The 19,079-nt window shown below is 36.8% G+C and carries 16 protein-coding genes; 1 reads left to right on the top strand and 15 read right to left on the bottom strand.

The annotated features are described in order from the left end of the window. Positions 1-67 precede the first annotated feature (67 nt). The 9 genes from ID741_RS06075 to ID741_RS06035 all read right to left on the bottom strand — a co-directional run bounded on the left by ID741_RS06075 (position 68) and on the right by ID741_RS06035 (position 11,256). Positions 68-1,942: an ABC transporter ATP-binding protein gene (locus ID741_RS06075; protein WP_438719416.1), complete on the bottom strand. Its 1,875-nt coding sequence runs from the start codon at positions 1,940-1,942 to the stop codon at positions 68-70. Further along, a complete protein-coding gene (locus ID741_RS06070; protein WP_218326454.1) occupies positions 1,932-3,674 on the bottom strand; it encodes an ABC transporter ATP-binding protein in 1,743 nt (580 codons plus the stop codon). The genes ID741_RS06075 and ID741_RS06070 overlap by 11 nt, the downstream gene beginning before the upstream one ends. Before the next feature lie 183 nt (positions 3,675-3,857). Continuing rightward, a complete protein-coding gene (locus tag ID741_RS06065) occupies positions 3,858-5,753 on the bottom strand; it encodes a PTS fructose transporter subunit IIABC (RefSeq protein WP_438719415.1) in 1,896 nt (631 codons plus the stop codon). 19 nt (positions 5,754-5,772) lie between these two features. Further along, positions 5,773-6,543 carry a triose-phosphate isomerase gene (gene tpiA / locus ID741_RS06060; RefSeq protein ID WP_438719414.1) on the bottom strand — a complete coding sequence of 257 codons (771 nt, stop codon included), beginning with the start codon at positions 6,541-6,543 and terminating at the stop codon, positions 5,773-5,775. After that, a complete protein-coding gene (gene dhaL, locus ID741_RS06055; RefSeq protein WP_218326457.1) occupies positions 6,536-7,192 on the bottom strand; it encodes a dihydroxyacetone kinase subunit DhaL in 657 nt (218 codons plus the stop codon). The genes tpiA and dhaL overlap by 8 nt, the downstream gene beginning before the upstream one ends. Continuing rightward, positions 7,189-8,193 (bottom strand): dihydroxyacetone kinase subunit DhaK, encoded by a 1,005-nt coding sequence (locus ID741_RS06050; RefSeq protein ID WP_218326459.1) that lies wholly within the window; start codon positions 8,191-8,193, stop codon positions 7,189-7,191. The genes dhaL and ID741_RS06050 overlap by 4 nt, the downstream gene beginning before the upstream one ends. Before the next feature lie 127 nt (positions 8,194-8,320). Continuing rightward, positions 8,321-8,773, bottom strand: a complete 453-nt coding sequence (locus ID741_RS06045; RefSeq protein ID WP_438719412.1) for an RpiB/LacA/LacB family sugar-phosphate isomerase — start codon at positions 8,771-8,773, stop codon at positions 8,321-8,323. 32 nt (positions 8,774-8,805) lie between these two features. Continuing rightward, a complete protein-coding gene (gene araA, locus ID741_RS06040; protein ID WP_218326462.1) occupies positions 8,806-10,221 on the bottom strand; it encodes an L-arabinose isomerase in 1,416 nt (471 codons plus the stop codon). A gap of 171 nt (positions 10,222-10,392) precedes the next feature. Then, positions 10,393-11,256, bottom strand: a complete 864-nt coding sequence (locus tag ID741_RS06035; protein ID WP_218326464.1) for a ketose-bisphosphate aldolase — start codon at positions 11,254-11,256, stop codon at positions 10,393-10,395. A gap of 160 nt (positions 11,257-11,416) precedes the next feature. Here ID741_RS06035 and ID741_RS06030 point away from each other — a divergent pair, with 160 nt between their 5' ends. Continuing rightward, positions 11,417-12,181 carry a DeoR/GlpR family DNA-binding transcription regulator gene (locus ID741_RS06030; protein WP_218326465.1) on the top strand — a complete coding sequence of 255 codons (765 nt, stop codon included), beginning with the start codon at positions 11,417-11,419 and terminating at the stop codon, positions 12,179-12,181. A gap of 122 nt (positions 12,182-12,303) precedes the next feature. On the opposite strand, the gene ID741_RS06025 is transcribed toward ID741_RS06030, so the two are convergent. From ID741_RS06025 to ID741_RS06000, 6 genes are all read right to left on the bottom strand, one after another. Continuing rightward, positions 12,304-13,749, bottom strand: a complete 1,446-nt coding sequence (locus ID741_RS06025; protein WP_438719411.1) for a helix-turn-helix domain-containing protein — start codon at positions 13,747-13,749, stop codon at positions 12,304-12,306. 44 nt (positions 13,750-13,793) lie between these two features. Continuing rightward, on the bottom strand, positions 13,794-14,153 hold the full coding sequence (locus ID741_RS06020; RefSeq protein WP_218326468.1) for a type II toxin-antitoxin system PemK/MazF family toxin: 360 nt from the start codon (positions 14,151-14,153) through the stop codon (positions 13,794-13,796). 13 nt (positions 14,154-14,166) lie between these two features. Next, a complete protein-coding gene (gene alr, locus ID741_RS06015) occupies positions 14,167-15,291 on the bottom strand; it encodes an alanine racemase (protein WP_438719410.1) in 1,125 nt (374 codons plus the stop codon). Between the two features lie 17 nt (positions 15,292-15,308). Beyond that, positions 15,309-15,662 (bottom strand): holo-ACP synthase, encoded by a 354-nt coding sequence (acpS, locus tag ID741_RS06010; RefSeq protein WP_218326471.1) that lies wholly within the window; start codon positions 15,660-15,662, stop codon positions 15,309-15,311. Between the two features lie 170 nt (positions 15,663-15,832). Then, positions 15,833-17,398, bottom strand: a complete 1,566-nt coding sequence (cshA, locus tag ID741_RS06005; RefSeq protein ID WP_438719409.1) for a degradosome RNA helicase CshA — start codon at positions 17,396-17,398, stop codon at positions 15,833-15,835. A 307-nt stretch (positions 17,399-17,705) separates the two neighbouring features. Beyond that, positions 17,706-19,052, bottom strand: coding sequence for a UDP-N-acetylmuramoyl-tripeptide--D-alanyl-D-alanine ligase (locus ID741_RS06000; RefSeq protein ID WP_438719408.1), 1,347 nt, complete (start codon positions 19,050-19,052; stop codon positions 17,706-17,708). Positions 19,053-19,079: the final 27 nt, after the last annotated feature.

Raw genomic sequence — 19,079 nt, 5'->3', positions numbered from 1 at the left:
TTGATTCATCCTTTCTTTAAATGACAAAAACACCATGCAGCAACTACACAGTGTCTTGTCTTTTTATTTAATCCAGTTCAACTTTACCTGTGTATAGTTGATAGTATAACCCATGTTCGGCTAATAAGCTGTCATGATCTCCCCGTTCAATGATTTGACCGTGATCCATTACCATAATCACATCAGAATTTTGAATAGTAGATAAGCGATGGGCAATCACGAAAACGGTGCGACCTTCCATTAATCGATCCATTCCAGATTGAACGATACTTTCTGTTCGCGTATCAATACTAGAAGTCGCTTCATCCATAATCATTACTGGCGGATCTGCAATTGCAGCGCGAGCAATTGCTAATAATTGGCGTTGCCCTTGTGACAAGCCTTCACCATCACCTGTAATGATCGTGTCGTATTTTTGCGGCAAATGTTTAATAAACATATCAGCATTTGATAATTTTGCAGCTGCATAGACTTCTTCATCAGTCGCTGCTAAACGACCGTAACGAATATTTTCTTTGATACTCCCGGTAAATAAATGTGTATCTTGTAAAACCATTCCTAAAGAGCCTCGTAGTGAATTTTTTTTGATTTTTTTGATATTGATGCCATCATAACGGATTTTTCCATCTTGAATATCGTAAAAACGATTGATTAAATTAGTAATTGTCGTCTTACCAGCACCCGTTGCTCCAACAAAAGCAACTTTTTGTCCTGGCTCTGCATATAAATTAATATCATGCAAGACAACATGTTTACCATCATAACTAAAGTCAACATTTTCAAAGCGGACATCACCAGTTAACTTTATATAAGTAATCGTGCCGTCTTCATGAGGATGTTTCCACGCCCACATACCAGTCCGATCAGTAGTTTCAGTAATCACACCGTTTTCTTCTTTGGCGTTTACTAAAGTAACGTAACCATCATCTGTTTCTGGCTGTTCATCCATCAATTCAAAAATCCGATCCGCACCAGCTAACGCCATAATAACGAAATTAATTTGTTGGGAAATTTGGCTGATAGGACCGTTTAATGAACGACTTAATTGTAAGAAAGAAGCAATCATCCCTACTGTCAAAATAGATACATTGTAAACCGCTAGTAAGCCACCAATAATTGCTACCAAAACATATTGGATATTTAATAAGTTCATCATAATGGGCATTAACATATTGGCATTACTGTTGGCATCTGTCGCACTTTCTTTGAGTTTTTCATTAATTTCATCAAATTCAGCAATCGAAGCGGCTTCGTGATTAAATACTTTAACCACTTTTTGACCATGCATCATTTCTTCAATATAACCATTAACGAGACCAATATTTTTTTGCTGCGCACCAAAGAAACGCCCACTTCTTTGAGAAATAAAACGAATCATAAACATCATGGCAGTAACTGAAATCATCACAAATATTGTCAATGGAATGCTCAAACTGATCATCGCAACAAAGACAGAAATAAAAGTCACTAAAGCGGTCAGTAAATTGGGGATACTTTGTGAGATCATTTGTCGTAAGGTATCAGTATCATTGGTAAAATGACTCATAATATCGCCGTCAGAGTTGGAATCAAAATAATTTAACGGTAATTGCTCCAACTTATCAAACATCTCATCCCGAATTTTCTTTTGCGTACCTTCAGAAACCCGCACCATGATTAAGTTGTATCCTAAAGTTCCTAGAATTCCAACCACATAAATACTAGCCATCGTCAAAATTGCTTTTAACAAACCACTAAAATCAGGATTGCTCGAACCAATCAATGGTGTGATGTAATCGTCAATAACTACTCGTAAGAATAATGAGCCCCGCACATTAGCAAAAGCACTAAATAAAATCATGACAAAAACAATCATTAAACGGAATTTATATTGCTTGATCATAATACCTAACAAGCGCTTTAAAGTTTTCATCGGGTTAGTGGGCATTTTTTTATTCTTCATGTGCTTCACCAAACCCTTTCTCTTGAGAATTAAAGACTTCTTGATAGATTTGATTGTTTCCCATCAATTCATCATGGGTACCAACGCCATTTATCTTACCGTCGTCCAGCACAATGATTCGATTGGCATCTTGAATTGAGCTGATCCGTTGAGAAATAATAAAGGTAGTAGTCCCGGGAATTTCTTTTTCCAAGCCATCACGAATCGCACGATCTGTTTTAGTATCTACTGCGCTAGTAGAATCATCCAAAATCAAAATTTTTGGTTTTTTCAGTAACGCTCTAGCGATTGTCAAACGCTGTTTTTGTCCACCAGAAACATTATTCCCACCTTCAGAAATCATCGTATTATAGCCATCAGGAAATTCATTGATAAATTCATCGGCTTGGGCAACTTTAGCTGCAGCTTGGACCTCTTCATCTGTTGCTTGAGGATTTCCCCAGCGTAAGTTTTCATAAATTGTACCAGAGAATAAAACATTGTTTTGCAGAACCATGCCAACTTGATCTCGTAAGGTTTCCAAATCATAATCCCGTACGTCATTTCCGCCAACTAAGACCTGTCCCTGAGTTACATCATACAGCCGTGGAATTAATTGAACCAAAGAAGATTTTGAACTTCCGGTTCCACCGACGATCCCGATTACTTCACCCGATTGAATCGATAAATTAATATTTTCTAAAACTAGCTTATCCATGTCATCTTGATAACTGAAGCAGACATCTTTAAAAACGACCGAACCATCTGAGACACTCATCAATGGATTGGCACCATTTTTCAAATCACTTTCTTCATCCAACACTTCGGTAATCCGTTCAGCAGAAGAACGCGCCGTCATCAATTGAACAAATGTCATTGATAACATCATTAAACTCATCAAAATTTGCATCGTATAGTTGAACATACTCACTAGTTCACCTGTAGAAAATGAGCTATCATCTACAATAAAACGAGCACCAAACCAAGAAAGCAACAACATACAAGTGTAAATCGCCATTTGTAATAACGGCATATTAAAAGCTACAATCGTTTGCGCTTTCGAAAAATTGTTATAAACCGTTTGAGAAACATCGCTAAATTTCTTTTCTTCAAAATCTTCTCGCACATAAGCTTTTACAACTCGAATGCCTTGTAAATTTTCATTAACCACTTGATTTAACCGATCGTATGTACGAAACACTTTCATAAAAATTGGATGGGCAAAATGGACAATAATTCCTAAACCAATCCCTAGAATCGGTACCACCACTACATAAATCAATGATAAATCACGGTTAATATAAAATGTCATAATCAAAGAGAAAATCAAAATCAAGGGTGAACGCACCAAGATTCGAATAATCATTTGATAGGCATTTTGAACATTGGTGACATCGGTGGTCATCCGTGTAATCAAACTGGAGCCAGAAAAACGGTCAATATTGGAAAATGAAAAGCCTTGAATTCTTTCAAACAAGGTATGGCGTAAATTTTTAGCAAAACCCGCTGACGCTTTGGCAGCCGAACGAGCGCCTAAAGTTCCCGAAAATAAAGCAAAAATAGCACAAACAAATAAAAGTCCACCAAATTCAAGTATTTTCCCGCTATTACTTTTTTGAATTCCTTGGTCGATTAAAGCCGCCATAATTAAGGGCATTATTACATCCATCAAGACTTCACCAAAGGTATATAACGGCGTTAATAACGATTGTTTTTTATACTCTCCAACATTGGCTAATAGTTTTTTCAGCATTCCTTCACTTCCTTTCAAAATAATAATTATACTTTCTTACCTAGTATAAATTTTTATTGCCCATAATTCTAATATTTTCCCTCTAAAATAAGAAATTACAAAATAAAAAACTACCCTTCAATTTTAGAAGAATAGTTTATGATAAACAGAATTTATTTTTACGGTAATCGTTTAACTTATTTTTTATACTTTGTTAGGATTTTTTGTGACTAATCCTACTAATAATCCGGTTACAACCGTACCAGCAACAATTGCAACAATATACATCAATAAATTATTCATTACACCTGGAATAAACATTACCCAAATTCCACCATGTGGTGCTCTTGAAGCACAACCTGCAGTAATTGAAATAGCTGCCGCGACTGCTGAACCCGCCATCAAACTCGGAATGATTCGGAAGGGATTTGCGACTGCAAAAGGAATTGCGCCTTCAGTAATATATGACGCACCCATAATCCAACAAGACATTCCTGCTTCTCTTTCTTTTTGCGAGAATTTCTTTTTGAATAAAACAGTTGCCAAAGCAATTCCTAACGGCGGCGTCATTCCTGCCACCATACAAGCGGCAATTGGTTCGTACACACCATTAGCCATCATCCCCATCGCAAATGTTGCCATTGCTTTATTTAACGGTCCACCCATGTCAAACGCCATGAAGCAGCCAATTAATATGCCAAATAGTACGCCATTCGTTGTACCTAATGAATTTAACCAATCATTAAGGAAATTCATTAAGGCTGCAATTGGTTGACCAATTAAAAATTTCATTACTAGTCCGGTGATTAAAACTGAAAGTAACGGGACAATAATTAGATTTGATAACGCTTGAATTGATTTTGGTACTTTTAAATGTTTTACAATAAAAGCTGTCAGATAACCAGCGAACATCCCGCCGACTAATCCGCCTAAAAATCCTGCGCCACTTGTACTTGCTAACATTCCGCCAATCACACCTGGTGCAATCCCGGGACGTCCGGCAATGGAATAAGCTACCCCACCAGCTAAAATTGGTACCATTAAAGCTAAAGCTGTTCCGCCACCGATTTCATTTAAAGCAGCAGCTAAAACATTATAAGATGCACTCGTTGGATCACTGGCTTCAATCCCAAATGCAAAACTTAACGCTGTGATAATTCCACCGGCAATGACAAACGGTAACATAAAATTAACACCAGTCATAAAGTGCGTATAGATGCCTTTTCTCTCTTCTTGTGACTCGTTACTGGAGTCCGTGACTTTGTTGGCAATTTTAACTTTACCTTGCGGATTTTCTAAAACTTCCGTTAATAATGATTCGGCTTTTTTTAACGGCACCGCAACTTTTACTTCAACAAAAGGTTTGTCGGCAAAACGTTCTTTTTCTTTTACGTTAGTATCTACCGCAAAAATTACGCCGTCCGCTTGGGCAATCATTTCCTTGGTTAACCTATCTTCAATGCCACTGGCACCTTGCTTTTCAATATGCACTTTGACGCCTAATTTTTTTCCAGCTTCTTCCAAAGCTTCGGCAGCCATATACGTATGGGCGATACCCGTCGTGCAGGCAGTTACACCGACAATAAATTTATCCGTAGCAACCACTGGTTCCGCATCTTCTTCAGATTTTTTTTGATCGCGATCTTGTAGAATCGTGTAAACTCCTTGCGCTGTTGTTGCTCGATGAATCGATTGGATAAAATTTGGATCCATTAATTGAACAGATAATTCAGAAAGTAATTTTAAATGAGTGCTGCCAGCTTTATCTGCCGGTACTGCTAAAAGAAAAATAGTTTCAACTTGATTTTCTTGATTGACAGATTCCCAAGCAGAATTTGTCAAAGGGTTTTCTAAAGTCATCACCGCAAAAGCTGGTTTTAAAACTGCTGAACTTTTTCCGTGGGGAATTGCTAAACCATTTTCCATCCGGGTAGCAGATTCTTCTTCTCTTTGCAGGACTGAATCCAAAAAAGCTTTTTTATCAGCGACAATTCCTTGAGCAAAAAACAACTCGATCATTTCCTTCAAGATTGCCTCTTTACTGATCAATTTTTGATTGACTAAAATAAGCTTTTGACTGGTCATTTCATGTAATTCCATCTTTTTTCCTCCTTATGTTTTAAACATAATTTTTATTTGCGAATAAAATAATTTCTTTAAATTTTTCAATTTCCCAAGCTGTTCGACCAATAAATAAACCATCGACATTTTTTTTAGATAAAAGCTCTTGGTAATTCGCTAAATTCACACTGCCGCCATAGAGCAACGGAATTTCCTGTCCGATTTCTCCAGCCAAAGTCATTAAACAATCACGCATTACTTGATGGATTTCTTCCACATACGTTGGTTCAGCTGGTACACCATTTTCACCGATGGCCCAGACTGGCTCATAAGCAATCATGACATTTTTTAGTTCTTCAACAGTCAGTTTTGCCAAACCAATTTGTAATTGTCGTAAGACAGTGGCAGAGCTAGCATTGCTGTCTTTTTCCAATGCATTTTCACCAACACATAAAAGTGGACGCATCTTTAAATCGACGGAAGCTTTAACTTTCTTAGCTAACTCTTGATCGGTTTCGCCAAAAAATTGTCTTCTTTCCGAATGTCCTAATTCATTGATGGTGACGCCAATTTCTTTTAATTGTTTTGGCGAAATTTCGCCGGTATACGCACCTTCTGCTATACTAGCCATATTTTGCGAACCAATCCAACAATTTTTTTGTTGTGTTTTTTCGATAGCTTCACGAATTGTTAAAAAAGAAGGGATCACAAATACTTGAATGTCCGAGGAAATATTTTGGGTGATTTCATTCACCCTTTTAATGTATTCAAGCGTTTCTTGATAACCTTTAAACATTTTCAGATTAGTGCCTAGATAAATCTTACTCACGATTATTTTCCACCTCGCTAACATATTCCAACATTGTCGCGAAAATTAATGCGACCGAAGTAGCTCCGGCATCTTGAAAGCCTAATGTTCTTTCGTAGAGATTTTTTGAGCGTCCATGTTTTGAAACCATTTCTTTGGTCGCCAAAACCCCCGTTTCAGCAGCCGTGGTTGCCGTCGATAGAATCGTCACAAAATCAGCTTCTCTTGAAAAATTCTTTTCCATCGCCTTAACTGCCGGTTCTAACGCATCAACCATCGTTTTATCGCCCGCTGAGGCACCCCCACGTTTTTTTATACATTCAACCGCTTTTTTATAGCCTTTGATTAGTTGATTCACTTCTAATTGTGTCGCATCTTTTGTTTCTTCTGCTAAAGAAATATAAATACTGGCAAAAAGAACGCCGGAAGCTCCGCCCATTGAAGACAAGAGAGCCATGCCCATGTCTTTATAAAAATCACTAACCGTCTCATACTTTTTATTTTGTGCTAGCATCTTTTTTACCGCTGAAAACCCAACATACATCCCTTCTCCATGATCGCCATCGCCAATTTTCCGATCAATTTCACCAAGATATTCTCGATTTTCAATAATTGTATCTGCCACGGATATCTGCATGTCTTTTAATTGGTTAATTGTTATCGTTTTCATTTTTTGCCTCCAATTTGTTGAAAAGGCATCGAATAGTCATCGTGGTATAGATCAATCAATTCATCATCCATCTCAAGAATTGAAACCGAAAATCCATTCATATCATTGGTCGTGAAATAATTTCCAATGACTACATCAACAATTGATAAGCCCATCTTTTGCGTTTCTTGAAGAATGGTTCTTGAAATCAACAATTCTTCCATCAAAGTGAACGAACCTAACCCATTTATTAAAATTCCAATCTTGGCATTTTCTTTAAAAGCCTCATTTTTTCCAAGATTCTGTACAATCAACCGGCTTAATTCTTCTGCCGACATTAGATCGATTAGATTTTTTCCTGGTTCACCGTGGACACCAATCCCAAATTCCAATTTATCTTCAGCTATTTCAAAATTAGGTTTTCCAGTCAATGGATTGATGCCCGGATTAATTCCAACACCTAACGAATAAAGTCGCTGATTGACTTTTTTTCCGATACGTAAACATTCTAAAAAGCTGTAACCTCTTTCAGCTGCGGCACCTAAAATTTTTATGACAAAAACAATTCCAGCAACGCCCCGTCGCTCTTGTTTATTCATATTATCGGAAGAGCCGATGTCATCAGAAACGACGATATTTTCAACTTCAACACCGTCAAGTCTCAATAAATCAGTTGCCATACCAAAATTTAAAAGATCGCCAGAATGATTACCATATAGAAAAAGAATCCCTGCACCATTGTCGACTGCTTTAGCTGTTTCAACAACTAACAACGGATTTGGTGCCGTAAACATATTTCCGATAGCTACTGCATCCGCCAAACCTTTTCCTAAAAAGCCGAAAAACATTGGTTCATGCCCACTACCACCGCCAACTACGATACTCACTTTTTTTTCGTTTCTGTTAATATAACGCAGCGCATTTTGATCATTAATGCGCTCGTAAGCGGAGGGAAAAGATAAAACAATTCCCTCAATCATTTCAGCCACAAGGTTTTCTGGATGATTCATTATTTTTTTCATAACGATAATCCTTTCAGATTGATATCAATTTTTTTACAATCAACAGACCGATATATTTATTAGTCACCGTCATCTGATACCGGTTTCTTAAACGACGCAATCATAATGTTGTCATTAATTAATCCCGCTAACCGTAATATTTTTTTAATTCTTTTTCATAAGTCATGATGCGTTCAATTTTTGGTGTTGATCGACCATCGACAAATGTTTCACCTAGATTGATTTTTACTAATTCTTTTACTAGATTAAAACCTAAAACTTGTTGCCCAAAAGTAATGATTTGTGCATGATTACTCAACTCCGCTCTTTCAGCCGAGTAAGCATCAGTAATATTCGCCGCACGGATGCCAGGGACTTTATTTGCGGCAATTGCCATGCCAATCCCAGTACCACAAATTAAAATGCCACGATCAAACTCTTGATTTAATATTTTCTTTCCTGATGCGACAGCCACATCTGGATAATCTTCATTTTCTTGTAACAAGACAACTTCTGCCTCGTGTCCTAATTCATTCACAAATTTTAATAAATCATCACGATAAGCGATGCCGTTACTATCTGATCCAATACCAATTTTCATTTTGCCATGCTCCTTCGTTTATTTAGTCAGTTTTATTTAATCAGCGTCCATTTAAGATTTAGCAAATCACATAAGTCAGTAATTTGCTCTGCATTTAAAGCTAAAGAATAAACTGTATGATGACCACCACCTGCTTCTAACCATTTTCGAACTCCTTGGCTGAAATCTGGTAATGGTTTCCACAAAACACAAGCTACAGGTAAATTAGGGGAATCAGCTGCTTTACAATTAATTGCTTCAATCTTGTTTATAATTATTTCGTATTCATTTCCATTGTGAATCATGCAAGTGACTGTTCCCGAACCTGCCTTTCCACCAAAAACTAATCTAGCAGGGTCTTCCTTGCCGCCAATTCCTAAAGGTGCCACTTCCAAAATTGGTTTTTCATTTGCTAACACTGGATCCACTTCTAACATGTGGGCTCCCATAATGTATTCGTTATTTTTATTGAGGTTATAAGTATAATCTTCCATAAATCCTGTTTGATTGTTTTTTGCTAAATGTTTAAGTAAATATGTCAAAGCAGCAGTTTTCCAATCACCTTCGCCAGCAAATCCGTATCCTTTGACCATCAATCGTTGAACAGCCAGACCAGGTAATTGTTTCAAACCATGTAAATCTTCAAAATTTGAAGTAAATCCTTGATAATTATTTTTAATAAGAAATTTTTCTAAAGCAATTTCCATTTTAGCTTGCTCTTTTGTATGTTCTTCAAAAAATTCAGACTGCTTATTTTCATCAGATATTTCATATTCTGTTAAATATTCTTGATATACTTGATCGATTTCTGCTGTTGATACTTGCTCCATCTCAGCAACTAAATCACCGACACCGTAATAATCAACTTCCCAACCAAGATCGATTAAAGCAGAAACTTTATCCCCTTCAGTGTCCGCAACATTTCGCATATTATCACCAAAACGAGCAATTCTAATATTTTCAGAAACAGCCGTCGTTTCTGCTAAGTTCATCCAACAATTGATTTGTTCAATCACTGTTTCATCCTGCCAATAACCGACAACAATTTTATTTTTCATGTCTAACCTTTTATTGATAAAAGAAAATTCGCGGTCACCATGGGCACTTTGATTTAAATTCATAAAATCCATATCAATTGTTTGCCATGGCAATTCTTCATTATATTGAGTAGCTAAATGCAACATTGGCTTTTGCAATTTTTTTAAGCCTTTCACCCAAGATTTAGCTGGAGAGAAAGTATGCATCCAAAAAATGACACCTTTGACTTCTTTTCGATAATTGGCTTCTAATACAAGATTCTCAATATTACTGGAGGAAATACCTAATTCTTTTAATTTCACAGGAAATTCAAAAACTTGATTACTGTTCCAATAATCAACCATTTCTTCAGCATGAGCGCGAACATGTGATAAGGCTTCTTCGCCGTAAAATTCAACACTACCTACGATAAACCAAAATTCATTCTGCATTATTTTAAATCCTCCTTGTTTTTATCTAGTTTGATTTTATATATTTGTTCATTGCCAATCAATATACGGCGCGAATGTTGAATGGCAATCAAGAAAGCGTGGTCATTTTTTCGATTACGAACATTTTGGAGCAAAAAAAGAAGTCTCTTTGCAAAAAGACTTCTCCATAGATTATTTATAATATTTTGCTGCACCAATTGTATTCATCACCGTAAATTTATGTTTCACAACTTTTTTAGCTGCTTCATTGGCAGAAGTATAAACCTCAAATGGTTCATAAACATCTGGATTCTCTACCAACTGTTTACTTAATTCAGCAAAGAAAGCACTTTTGACGTCGCTAGAAATATTTACTTTTGCAACCCCGTATTTCACTGATTCAGAAACTTCTGCGTCAGGGTTTCCTGATCCACCATGTAAAACAAATGGAATATCCAGTTTTTGATTTAGTTCTTTTAACAATTGAATATTTAATTTTGGCGTTACGTCTTTTGGATATAAACCATGGGCCGTCCCTATTGCTACCGCTAATGTATCGATGCCAGTTTCTTTCACAAAATAAATTGCTTGTTCTGGATCAGTATAAATAATTTCAGAACTGCCACCTTCAGAGCTACCATTATTTCCGATCGTTCCAATTTCAGCTTCTACTGAAACATTAACTGAATGCGCCATCTCAACAACTTTTTTCGTAATTGCAATATTGTCTTCAAGTGAATCATGGGAAGCATCAATCATCACAGATGTATAACCATTTTTAATTGCTCGTGTCACATTTTCTATATCAGCACCATGATCTAAATGAATAACCACAGGAACTTGACTTCTTAAAGCATATTCTTGAACTACTGAAACAAAATTATCGCCAACATAATCAATCTCCAACGGATGAATTTCTAAAATCACCGGAGAATTTGTTTCTTCAGCCGTTTCAATAATCGATTTTAAAATATCAAAACTGCTGATATTAAATGCTGGAACGGCAAATTTATTCTCCTTTGCCACCTTTAATAAGTCTTTCATCGTATAAAGCATCGTATCTACCTCCAAAATTTTATTTACAAATAAAGTATATCCTTTGCAAACATATAAACAATATCCTCCCGTAAAGTTGCTATTCGAGCATTTTTATTTGCTTATTTGATTGATATTGAACAAGTGGTTTGGGATAATAGTTTAAAAAGAGGTCTAGCGGATGAAATTACACAAAAGACAAGAAGAAATACTAGACGTTTTAGCGAAAAAGAAATTTCAAACTGTTTCTTCCTTAGCCAAACAATTTTTTTCCAGTGAAGCAACTATTCGGAGAGATCTAACTCAGTTAGAAAAAAGAGGAGATGTCGAGCGAGTCAACGGAGGTGCTTTTTATGTAAAAGATGCCCATCTTGAACGGCCTATTTCCGTCACCAATTTAGATAATGGCGACAAAAAAGCAATCGTCGCTGCACTGGCACTGGATTATATTTCTGAAAATCAAATTATTTTCTTAGATTCCAGCAGCACTTGCTTTTACTTAGCGCAAAAATTAAGCTATTTCAATAATCTCACCATTGTAACTAACGGATTGTTGACTGCTCACATGTTATCTGAAGAAACCAATAATCGAATTTTTTCAACGGGTGGTGAAGTCTATTCTAAAAGATCCAGTGTAAATGGCTATCACGCTTTAAGATATATTGAAGAACACAATGCCGACTTACTCTTTTTATCTTGCAAAGGAATAAATACTCATGGCATCACCGATTTGACTGAGTCAGAAGCGTTAGTCAAAAAGAGTTTCCACAAAAAAACAGCAAAAACGATTTTATTAGTAGATAGTTCAAAATTTTCAACAGCTTTCTTTTGTGAAGCTTTAACATTAAATCAAATAGATGTCTTGATAACCGATGCAAAATTACCGTTAGATCTTGAAAAAGCTTGCTTAGAAAATGATATCGAAGTTATATTACCCGCAGAATAAATAAAAGACTTTACAAACAGTTCGATGTTTGTAAAGCCTTTTATTTTTATGGTTTCTGACTATGATCAATTTCCATTTGTTACAGTGTTAAATAATATTGATAATCGGTTTTAATATTGTTGCTATTTCACCTGTTTAATCACTTCATTAATCTGCTCAAAGTCAACTTCTGTTAAAAAATCATCTACCATCAAGCTATTTTCATAAGGATAATCCTTCACTACAAAATTTGTAACAACTAAATCGTATTTTTCAGCTTTTGCCAATTCTTCCGCAAATTCCCAAACAGAACCTTCATATAAATTTAGCTCTACCCGATAATAAAAACGGCTTTTGATTAATTCCATCACCATTTGCCCATGTTCATTACCAGAATCGCTAACCACTAAAATTTTGGCTTTGGTAGCATAAACATCTAGATGATGGGTCAATTCTCCCCAATCGGTAAAGACGACCCGTAAAATTTTAAAATAAAAACTAGTGAACCATGGAAAAATGGTATTTTTTTCTAAGTCACTCAGTAACTGCTGAACCAATTTTGAAAAGTGAGGATAATAGTTTTGTGCGGTTCTTGAAAAGAAAGCATCGTCATTAAATAAAATCATTCGACTATGGGGATATATATCGTAAGAGCGCTTTATCTGAGCAAAGCTTTGCACAATTTTCGTGCGGCTTTGTTCACTAATTGGTGTGCCAAAAAATTCGACTAATTGATTAACAAAAGCATCTGCATCTTTTTTCATACTGCCACCATCGTGACAAGTGATAAAGTAATCTAAAAAGAGTGAGTGGCTGACCTCTGTATACCAATTATCGTCAGTATGATAACGAGAATCTGCGATCGCTGCTTCGGCTAAAGGACGTAGTGGTTCTAGTGCTGACATTACTTCATCGGTGAATACTTCTTTGTTTTGATTATAAAAGCCTTGTGCTGTTCGAATAATTCCAACGGCTGCCAAGAATCCATACTCCATTTTTTTGCGATCACTTAAATGCACATTAAAAGTCTCGCTTGCTGCCGTAACAAAATCTAGAACTTTCAGCATATCTAGGTCAAAAGGAAATTTATCCAAGCCATATTTTTCAATAAAAACTTGTGTGTAAAAAATTCGGACCCAACGCTCATCTTTAGCAGTAATGCGAAATGGTTTGCGTTCCAATACCAAATCTCGTTTTTCTAAAACATCATCAATTTGGCGAATCATTCGATAAAAAGTCGCTTCACTGACGAATAGTTCTCGCATCCAGTATTCAGCATCTTGTTCCGGTTCAAAGTATACTTTTTCTAAAAATTGGAAACTTTCAGATTCCTCCATGATATCATGGGCCAATGGGCGAATCTTATTTTGCATCGTACTGTCCAAACGAATGCCTTTTGCTTTAGAATATTCAATCCCGATTTTGTCGCCCCAATCACTATTAATCGCATCGACGTCAGTCAAAATCGTTTTCGGTGTACAATCTAATAAATTTGCCAGTAGATTAGGATCTTGCCAATCATGAAAATCTCGTAAAATACCAATAATTGAAATGCGTCGCTGAGCTGAAGTTTTCAATAAATTTTTCACATAAACCCTCCTTTATCTCACTATTTTAAACTATGTATATATTCTTATGGTAAAACTGTCATTGTTTCAATACCGACACTGATTCTTAATGCTGCATCGACTTCTTCCATCACTTCTTTTTCCAAGTGACATACTTTTTCCTTCAATCGACATTTATCAATTGTCCGAATCTGCTCTAATAAGATGACTGAATCTCTTTCAATGCCTGTACCATCCGATTCAATGCCGATATGTGTTGGCAATTTTGGTTTAGCCATTTTTGCAGTAATTGCCGCGACAATAATTGTCGGACTAAAATGATTGCCTAAATTATTTTGAATAACTAATACTGGACGAATGCCGCCTTGCTCTGAACCGACTACTGGAGACAAGTCAGCAAAATAAATGTCGCCGCGTTTAACCATTAACCCTAACCCCCTATTCTCGATACATCCTCGGTACACGTTCTGAAAGCAGACAAGCAACCTCGTAATGAATCGTTTCTAAATAATCGGCAACTTGTTGCATGGTAATTTCTTTACCGCCATTTTTACCAATTAACGTTACTTTTGTACCCACTGGATATTTCTTTGGCAAACGAATCATTAATTGATCCATACACACCCGACCGACAATTTCGCAAGCTTGACCATCTACCAACAATGAAAATCCTTGCATTTTGCGGACCCAACCATCGGCATATCCAATTGGAACTGTACCAATCCATTCACTTTCTTTTGTCGTATATGTTTTACCATAACCGATACCTTCATCTTTTGGTAACTCTTTGACTTGAATCACTTCAGAAATTAATTCTAAAGCTGGATTCAAATGATAAGGTTCCGTTAAAACATCACCAGAAGGATTTAATCCATACATTGCTACCCCATAGCGAATGACATTACCCAACATTTCATCCTCATGCCATAAAGTGGTGGCACTGTTACTAGCGTGGATGTAACGAGGCATTTTTGTTAAATTTTCTAGCATTGTTTTAAAACGACTGGCTTGTTTTTTTAAATAGCTTTGATCAACTTCATCAGCAGTCGCAAAATGAGTAAAAATACCTTCCCATTCCATTTTATCAGAAGATTCTAGCAAGTCGATGGCTTCTTTTAAATCAGGCTCTTCACGAAAACCAATTCTTCCCATGCCGCTATCAACTTTTAGATGTATTTTAACAGGATGGTTTTCACCAAAAGTTTCTAATATATCTTGAGCATCCACTAACCATTCTTTAGTCGCTACGGTAATCGATAGATCGTAATCTAAAACCACCGATAAATAACTAGGAAAAACTACACTTAAAATTAAGATCGGTTCAATAATGCCCGATTCTCTTAATTCAATTGCCTCATCTAAAGTTGCGACACAAAAACCTGCCGCGCCAGCTGCCAGTGCTGACTGAGCCACTGGAACCGCACCGTGTCCGTAGCCATTGGCTTTAACTACCGCAAACATCTCGGTTCCTGCTGGTAATCGTTTGACTTCTTTTTTTATATTTTCAAAAATTGCCTTACGGTGAATAATTGCCCGTGTTGGCCGATGATAGGTGACTACCATATTGTTTGACCTTCTTTCTATCTCTCCAATAAAACTTGCGCAATCGCAATCTCTTCAGTATGAGTCAACGTCACAAAGACTTGATCCAAAGGATGGGGAGATTTAGTAAAGATCGGGGAGCCTTTTTGATTTCTTAAAATTTCTAAATCTTGAAAACTGATTTCACCAATCCCTGTTCCCCAAGCTTTTGAAAAAGCTTCTTTACAAGCATAACGACCGGCCAGAAATTCAACTTGGCGTTGTTTAATGTGGGCATCAAATAATTCGATTTCTCCTGGTGTTAAAATTCGTGAAATAAAATGCGGCCGTCGTTCAATAATTTTTTCAATTCTTGCTAATTCGACAGCATCAATACCAATACCTTTAATCATTTATTCTAACCTTTCTAACTGGTTATCACTAGTCTGTCATAAAAACTCTTTAAAATACTATGTTTCATTTTACCTCAAATTAAATCTCCTAGCAAAATTAATCTGAACTTATGACAAAAGTGTCACTTATATAAAAAAAACTGTGCCAAATAAATGGCACAGCTTCTTGATTAATCGTTATTTGTTCGAATCACAAAGCCACGTTTTTTATCGTTGGGACGATTATTGTTGCTTTTAGGTTTGCGATTTGAATAATTTTTATTTTTGCGATCGCGGTCTTTGAAACCATCTTTGCGATCTTTACGGTAGTTTTCTTTGTTGCCACCACCACTGCCGCCACCGCGGTTACGATTACCACCACTATTGTTGCGTTTGCCACGATAGTTTCCACCACCGCCTTTTTTATTGGCTGGTAATGGACGTTCTGGTGTAATTTTAACTGGAACAGCATCGGATGGATCTTTAGCCATCACTTTAAGTAGCAATTCAGTTAATTCTTCTGGTGAATAAGTAGCTAACAAATCTTTGGCAGAGTCGGCATATTTTTCTAAATCATTATGCTTTTCTTCCATTTGTTTTTCAATTTCTTCAATCGCTGCACCTAATTGACCTTTGAATGCTTCTTTTTCAGTTGGTGGACGTAAAGCTGTCATGCGTTTTTTCGTTAAGTTTTCGATAACATGTAAGTAACTCATTTCGTTTGGTGTTACGAAAGTTACTGACATCCCACCTTTACCAGCACGACCAGTCCGACCAATGCGGTGAACATAACTTTCTGGATCTTGAGGAATATCATAGTTATAAACGTGTGTCACACCTGAGATATCTAATCCGCGGGCAGCCACATCAGTTGCCACTAAAATATCTAAGTTTCCATTTTTAAATGAACGTAAAACGCTCATCCGTTTTTGTTGTGATAAATCACCATGGATACCTTCAGCACGGTAACCACGAGCTTCTAAACCACGTGCCAATTCATCTACACGACGTTTTGTCCGGCCAAAAACAATGGCTAATTCAGGTGTTTGAACATCAAATAAACGAGTCATGATGTCAAATTTTTCATAATCTTTTGCCCGTACGTAATATTGATCAATTAAGTCAGCTGTCATTTCTTTGGCTTTGATTTTTACGTGTTCTGGGTCTTTCATAAACTTCACGCCGATTTTTTTAATTGCATCAGGCATTGTAGCTGAGAACAATAAGGTTTGGCGTGTCGCTGGGACTTTACTAATAATGCTTTCGATGTCTTCTAAAAAGCCCATGTTTAGCATTTCGTCAGCTTCATCTAAAACTAATGTTTCAACAGTTTCAAGTTTTAGCGTATGACGTTTGATATGGTCAAGCATCCGACCTGGTGTACCCACAACAATATGTGGACGATCTTTCAAGCCACGAATTTGGCGACCAATATCAGCACCACCGTAAACAGCTTGCACTTTAATTTTTTTGTCGCGACCTAAACGGAATAATTCTTCTTGTGTTTGGATAGCCAACTCACGAGTTGGAGCAATCACTAATCCTTGTAATTCTTGACGACTGGCATCGATTTTAGTTAACATTGGTAAACCAAAAGCAGCTGTTTTACCAGTTCCTGTTTGGGCTTGACCGATTACATCACGGCCATCTAAAGCCAATGGAATGGTTTGGGCTTGAATCGGTGTTGCTTCCTCAAAGCCAGCGCGCTCAATCGCTTTTAGTAACGTATCTGGTAACTGTAATTCTGTAAATTTCAAATATAAATCCTCCTAATAATTTTGACTCTTTTTTTCAGCGTATTTGTCGTATCTAACCAACGCACTGACTGGTCCCATCAGTCAATTCCTTGTGATACCACCGAAAAATCGCTAGAAGTCAACTAGGCAGGACAACTGAGTTTGTTCCACCTTTTTATCTACAAATCTATCTTGCAAACAATTGGAGTGAGACAACAAGTTAGTCATCTCACTCCAAAAAATTTATTTGAATGATAATTATCACTTCATCTTTCGGCTATAAAATATTAGCACAAATTCTCGCTTTCTGCAAGTTTACACTATTATTTTACAAAGCTGTAATCACTTCTAACAACCCCATGCCGTTACTACCTTTTAAAACAATGCTATCTTCTGGCTGTAAATCCTGTAAAATTTGGGCAATCATTTCAGCCTTTTGTTCTTTAGTAAAATAATGCACGGTTAAGCTAGGCTGAGTTTGAGCCAAACGGTTTTTTAAATGAATCATCTCAGCACCATATAAATAAAGTACTTGATACGCTTCATTAATATGATTCGCCATTTCAGCATGTAATTGATTGGTATCTGGTCCTAATTCCAACATATCAGCTAAAACAGCTATTCTTCGACCATTTGTTGGTAATTTACTAAATGTATCTAAAACCAAGCCCATTGCAGTTGGATTCGCATTGTAAACGTCCGATAAAATATCCGCACCATTTGTCGCCTTCAACCATTGAGTCCGATTTTGAGTGATTTCTACTAAAGCTAAACCACGGCTAATTTCTTCAGCAGCTAGTCCGTACCAGCGTCCAATAGCAAGTGCGATTAACGCATTTTTGACATTGTAACTACCAGGCATCGGAATTTGATAGGTAGCTTGATCAACTTCAAAAACAGTGTGATTTTTTGTTTCTTCGACAATGTTTGCTGAAAGGTCACCAGCTCCAATCCCAAAAGTTTCAACTTTTTGGACAAAATTTTCTACTCGGGTACTCAATAAGGCATCTTCTGCAGGAATGACTAACAAGCCATCATCGATTAAACCGTGGACAATCTCTAATTTTGCTTCTGCAATTGCTTCACGAGAACCTAAATTTTCGATGTGGGCTTCACCAATCATCGTGATTGCCGCAACGTCTGGTTGGGCCAACTCAGAAAGAATATCAATCTCGCCAGCATGATCCATGCCCATTTCTAATATTAATTTTTCGGTTCCTTCAGGCATATGCAAAATAGTGTAAGGCAAACCAATATTATTATTATAGTTTCCTTGAGTTTTATACGTCTGATATTTTTGGCTCAAAACAGCTGCGGTCATATCTTTGGTGGTTGTTTTACCATTTGAACCGGTAATTCCAATCACATCAGGATTTTCTTCCAATAAATAATAACTAGCTAACGACTGAAAAGCCTTCAACACATCTTCTACTAAGATAACAGCAATTTCTGATGGCGCTAAACTGGCATCTTTACTCCATAAAACGGCACTAGCACCATTTTCAATCGCCTTATCGACGAAATCATGACCGTCATTTGTTCCTTGCAACGGGACAAATAAATTTCCTTGAGTGATCTTTCGCGAATCAAACTCTGCTCCAGTTACTCTAGTTTCTTCGTCACCGACTAATTCACCTAAAACAGCCGTCGCCACAATCTTGACTGTAAAATTCATGCTTGTCCTCCTAAAACAACCGCTCAA

This window comes from Enterococcus sp. AZ103 (assembly GCF_051714685.1).
In the GTDB taxonomy this organism is placed as follows: domain Bacteria; phylum Bacillota; class Bacilli; order Lactobacillales; family Enterococcaceae; genus Enterococcus_A; species Enterococcus_A alishanensis.
This window is presented reverse-complemented; position numbering and strand designations above follow the sequence as displayed.

What these genes read in the sequence shown, in the direction of transcription:
- ID741_RS06075 (WP_438719416.1), bottom strand. Translation starts at nt 1,942, where the DNA reads ATGAAGAATAAAAAAATGCCCACTAACCCGATGAAAACTTTAAAGCGC.
- ID741_RS06070 (WP_218326454.1), bottom strand. Translation starts at nt 3,674, where the DNA reads ATGCTGAAAAAACTATTAGCCAATGTTGGAGAGTATAAAAAACAATCG.
- ID741_RS06065 (WP_438719415.1), bottom strand. Translation starts at nt 5,753, where the DNA reads ATGGAATTACATGAAATGACCAGTCAAAAGCTTATTTTAGTCAATCAA.
- dhaL (WP_218326457.1), bottom strand. Translation starts at nt 7,192, where the DNA reads ATGAAAACGATAACAATTAACCAATTAAAAGACATGCAGATATCCGTG.
- ID741_RS06050 (WP_218326459.1), bottom strand. Translation starts at nt 8,193, where the DNA reads ATGAAAAAAATAATGAATCATCCAGAAAACCTTGTGGCTGAAATGATT.
- ID741_RS06045 (WP_438719412.1), bottom strand. Translation starts at nt 8,773, where the DNA reads ATGAAAATTGGTATTGGATCAGATAGTAACGGCATCGCTTATCGTGAT.
- araA (WP_218326462.1), bottom strand. Translation starts at nt 10,221, where the DNA reads ATGCAGAATGAATTTTGGTTTATCGTAGGTAGTGTTGAATTTTACGGC.
- ID741_RS06035 (WP_218326464.1), bottom strand. Translation starts at nt 11,256, where the DNA reads ATGCTTTATACGATGAAAGACTTATTAAAGGTGGCAAAGGAGAATAAA.
- ID741_RS06030 (WP_218326465.1), top strand. Translation starts at nt 11,417, where the DNA reads ATGAAATTACACAAAAGACAAGAAGAAATACTAGACGTTTTAGCGAAA.
- ID741_RS06020 (WP_218326468.1), bottom strand. Translation starts at nt 14,153, where the DNA reads ATGGTTAAACGCGGCGACATTTATTTTGCTGACTTGTCTCCAGTAGTC.
- alr (WP_438719410.1), bottom strand. Translation starts at nt 15,291, where the DNA reads ATGGTAGTCACCTATCATCGGCCAACACGGGCAATTATTCACCGTAAG.
- acpS (WP_218326471.1), bottom strand. Translation starts at nt 15,662, where the DNA reads ATGATTAAAGGTATTGGTATTGATGCTGTCGAATTAGCAAGAATTGAA.
- ID741_RS06000 (WP_438719408.1), bottom strand. Translation starts at nt 19,052, where the DNA reads ATGAATTTTACAGTCAAGATTGTGGCGACGGCTGTTTTAGGTGAATTA.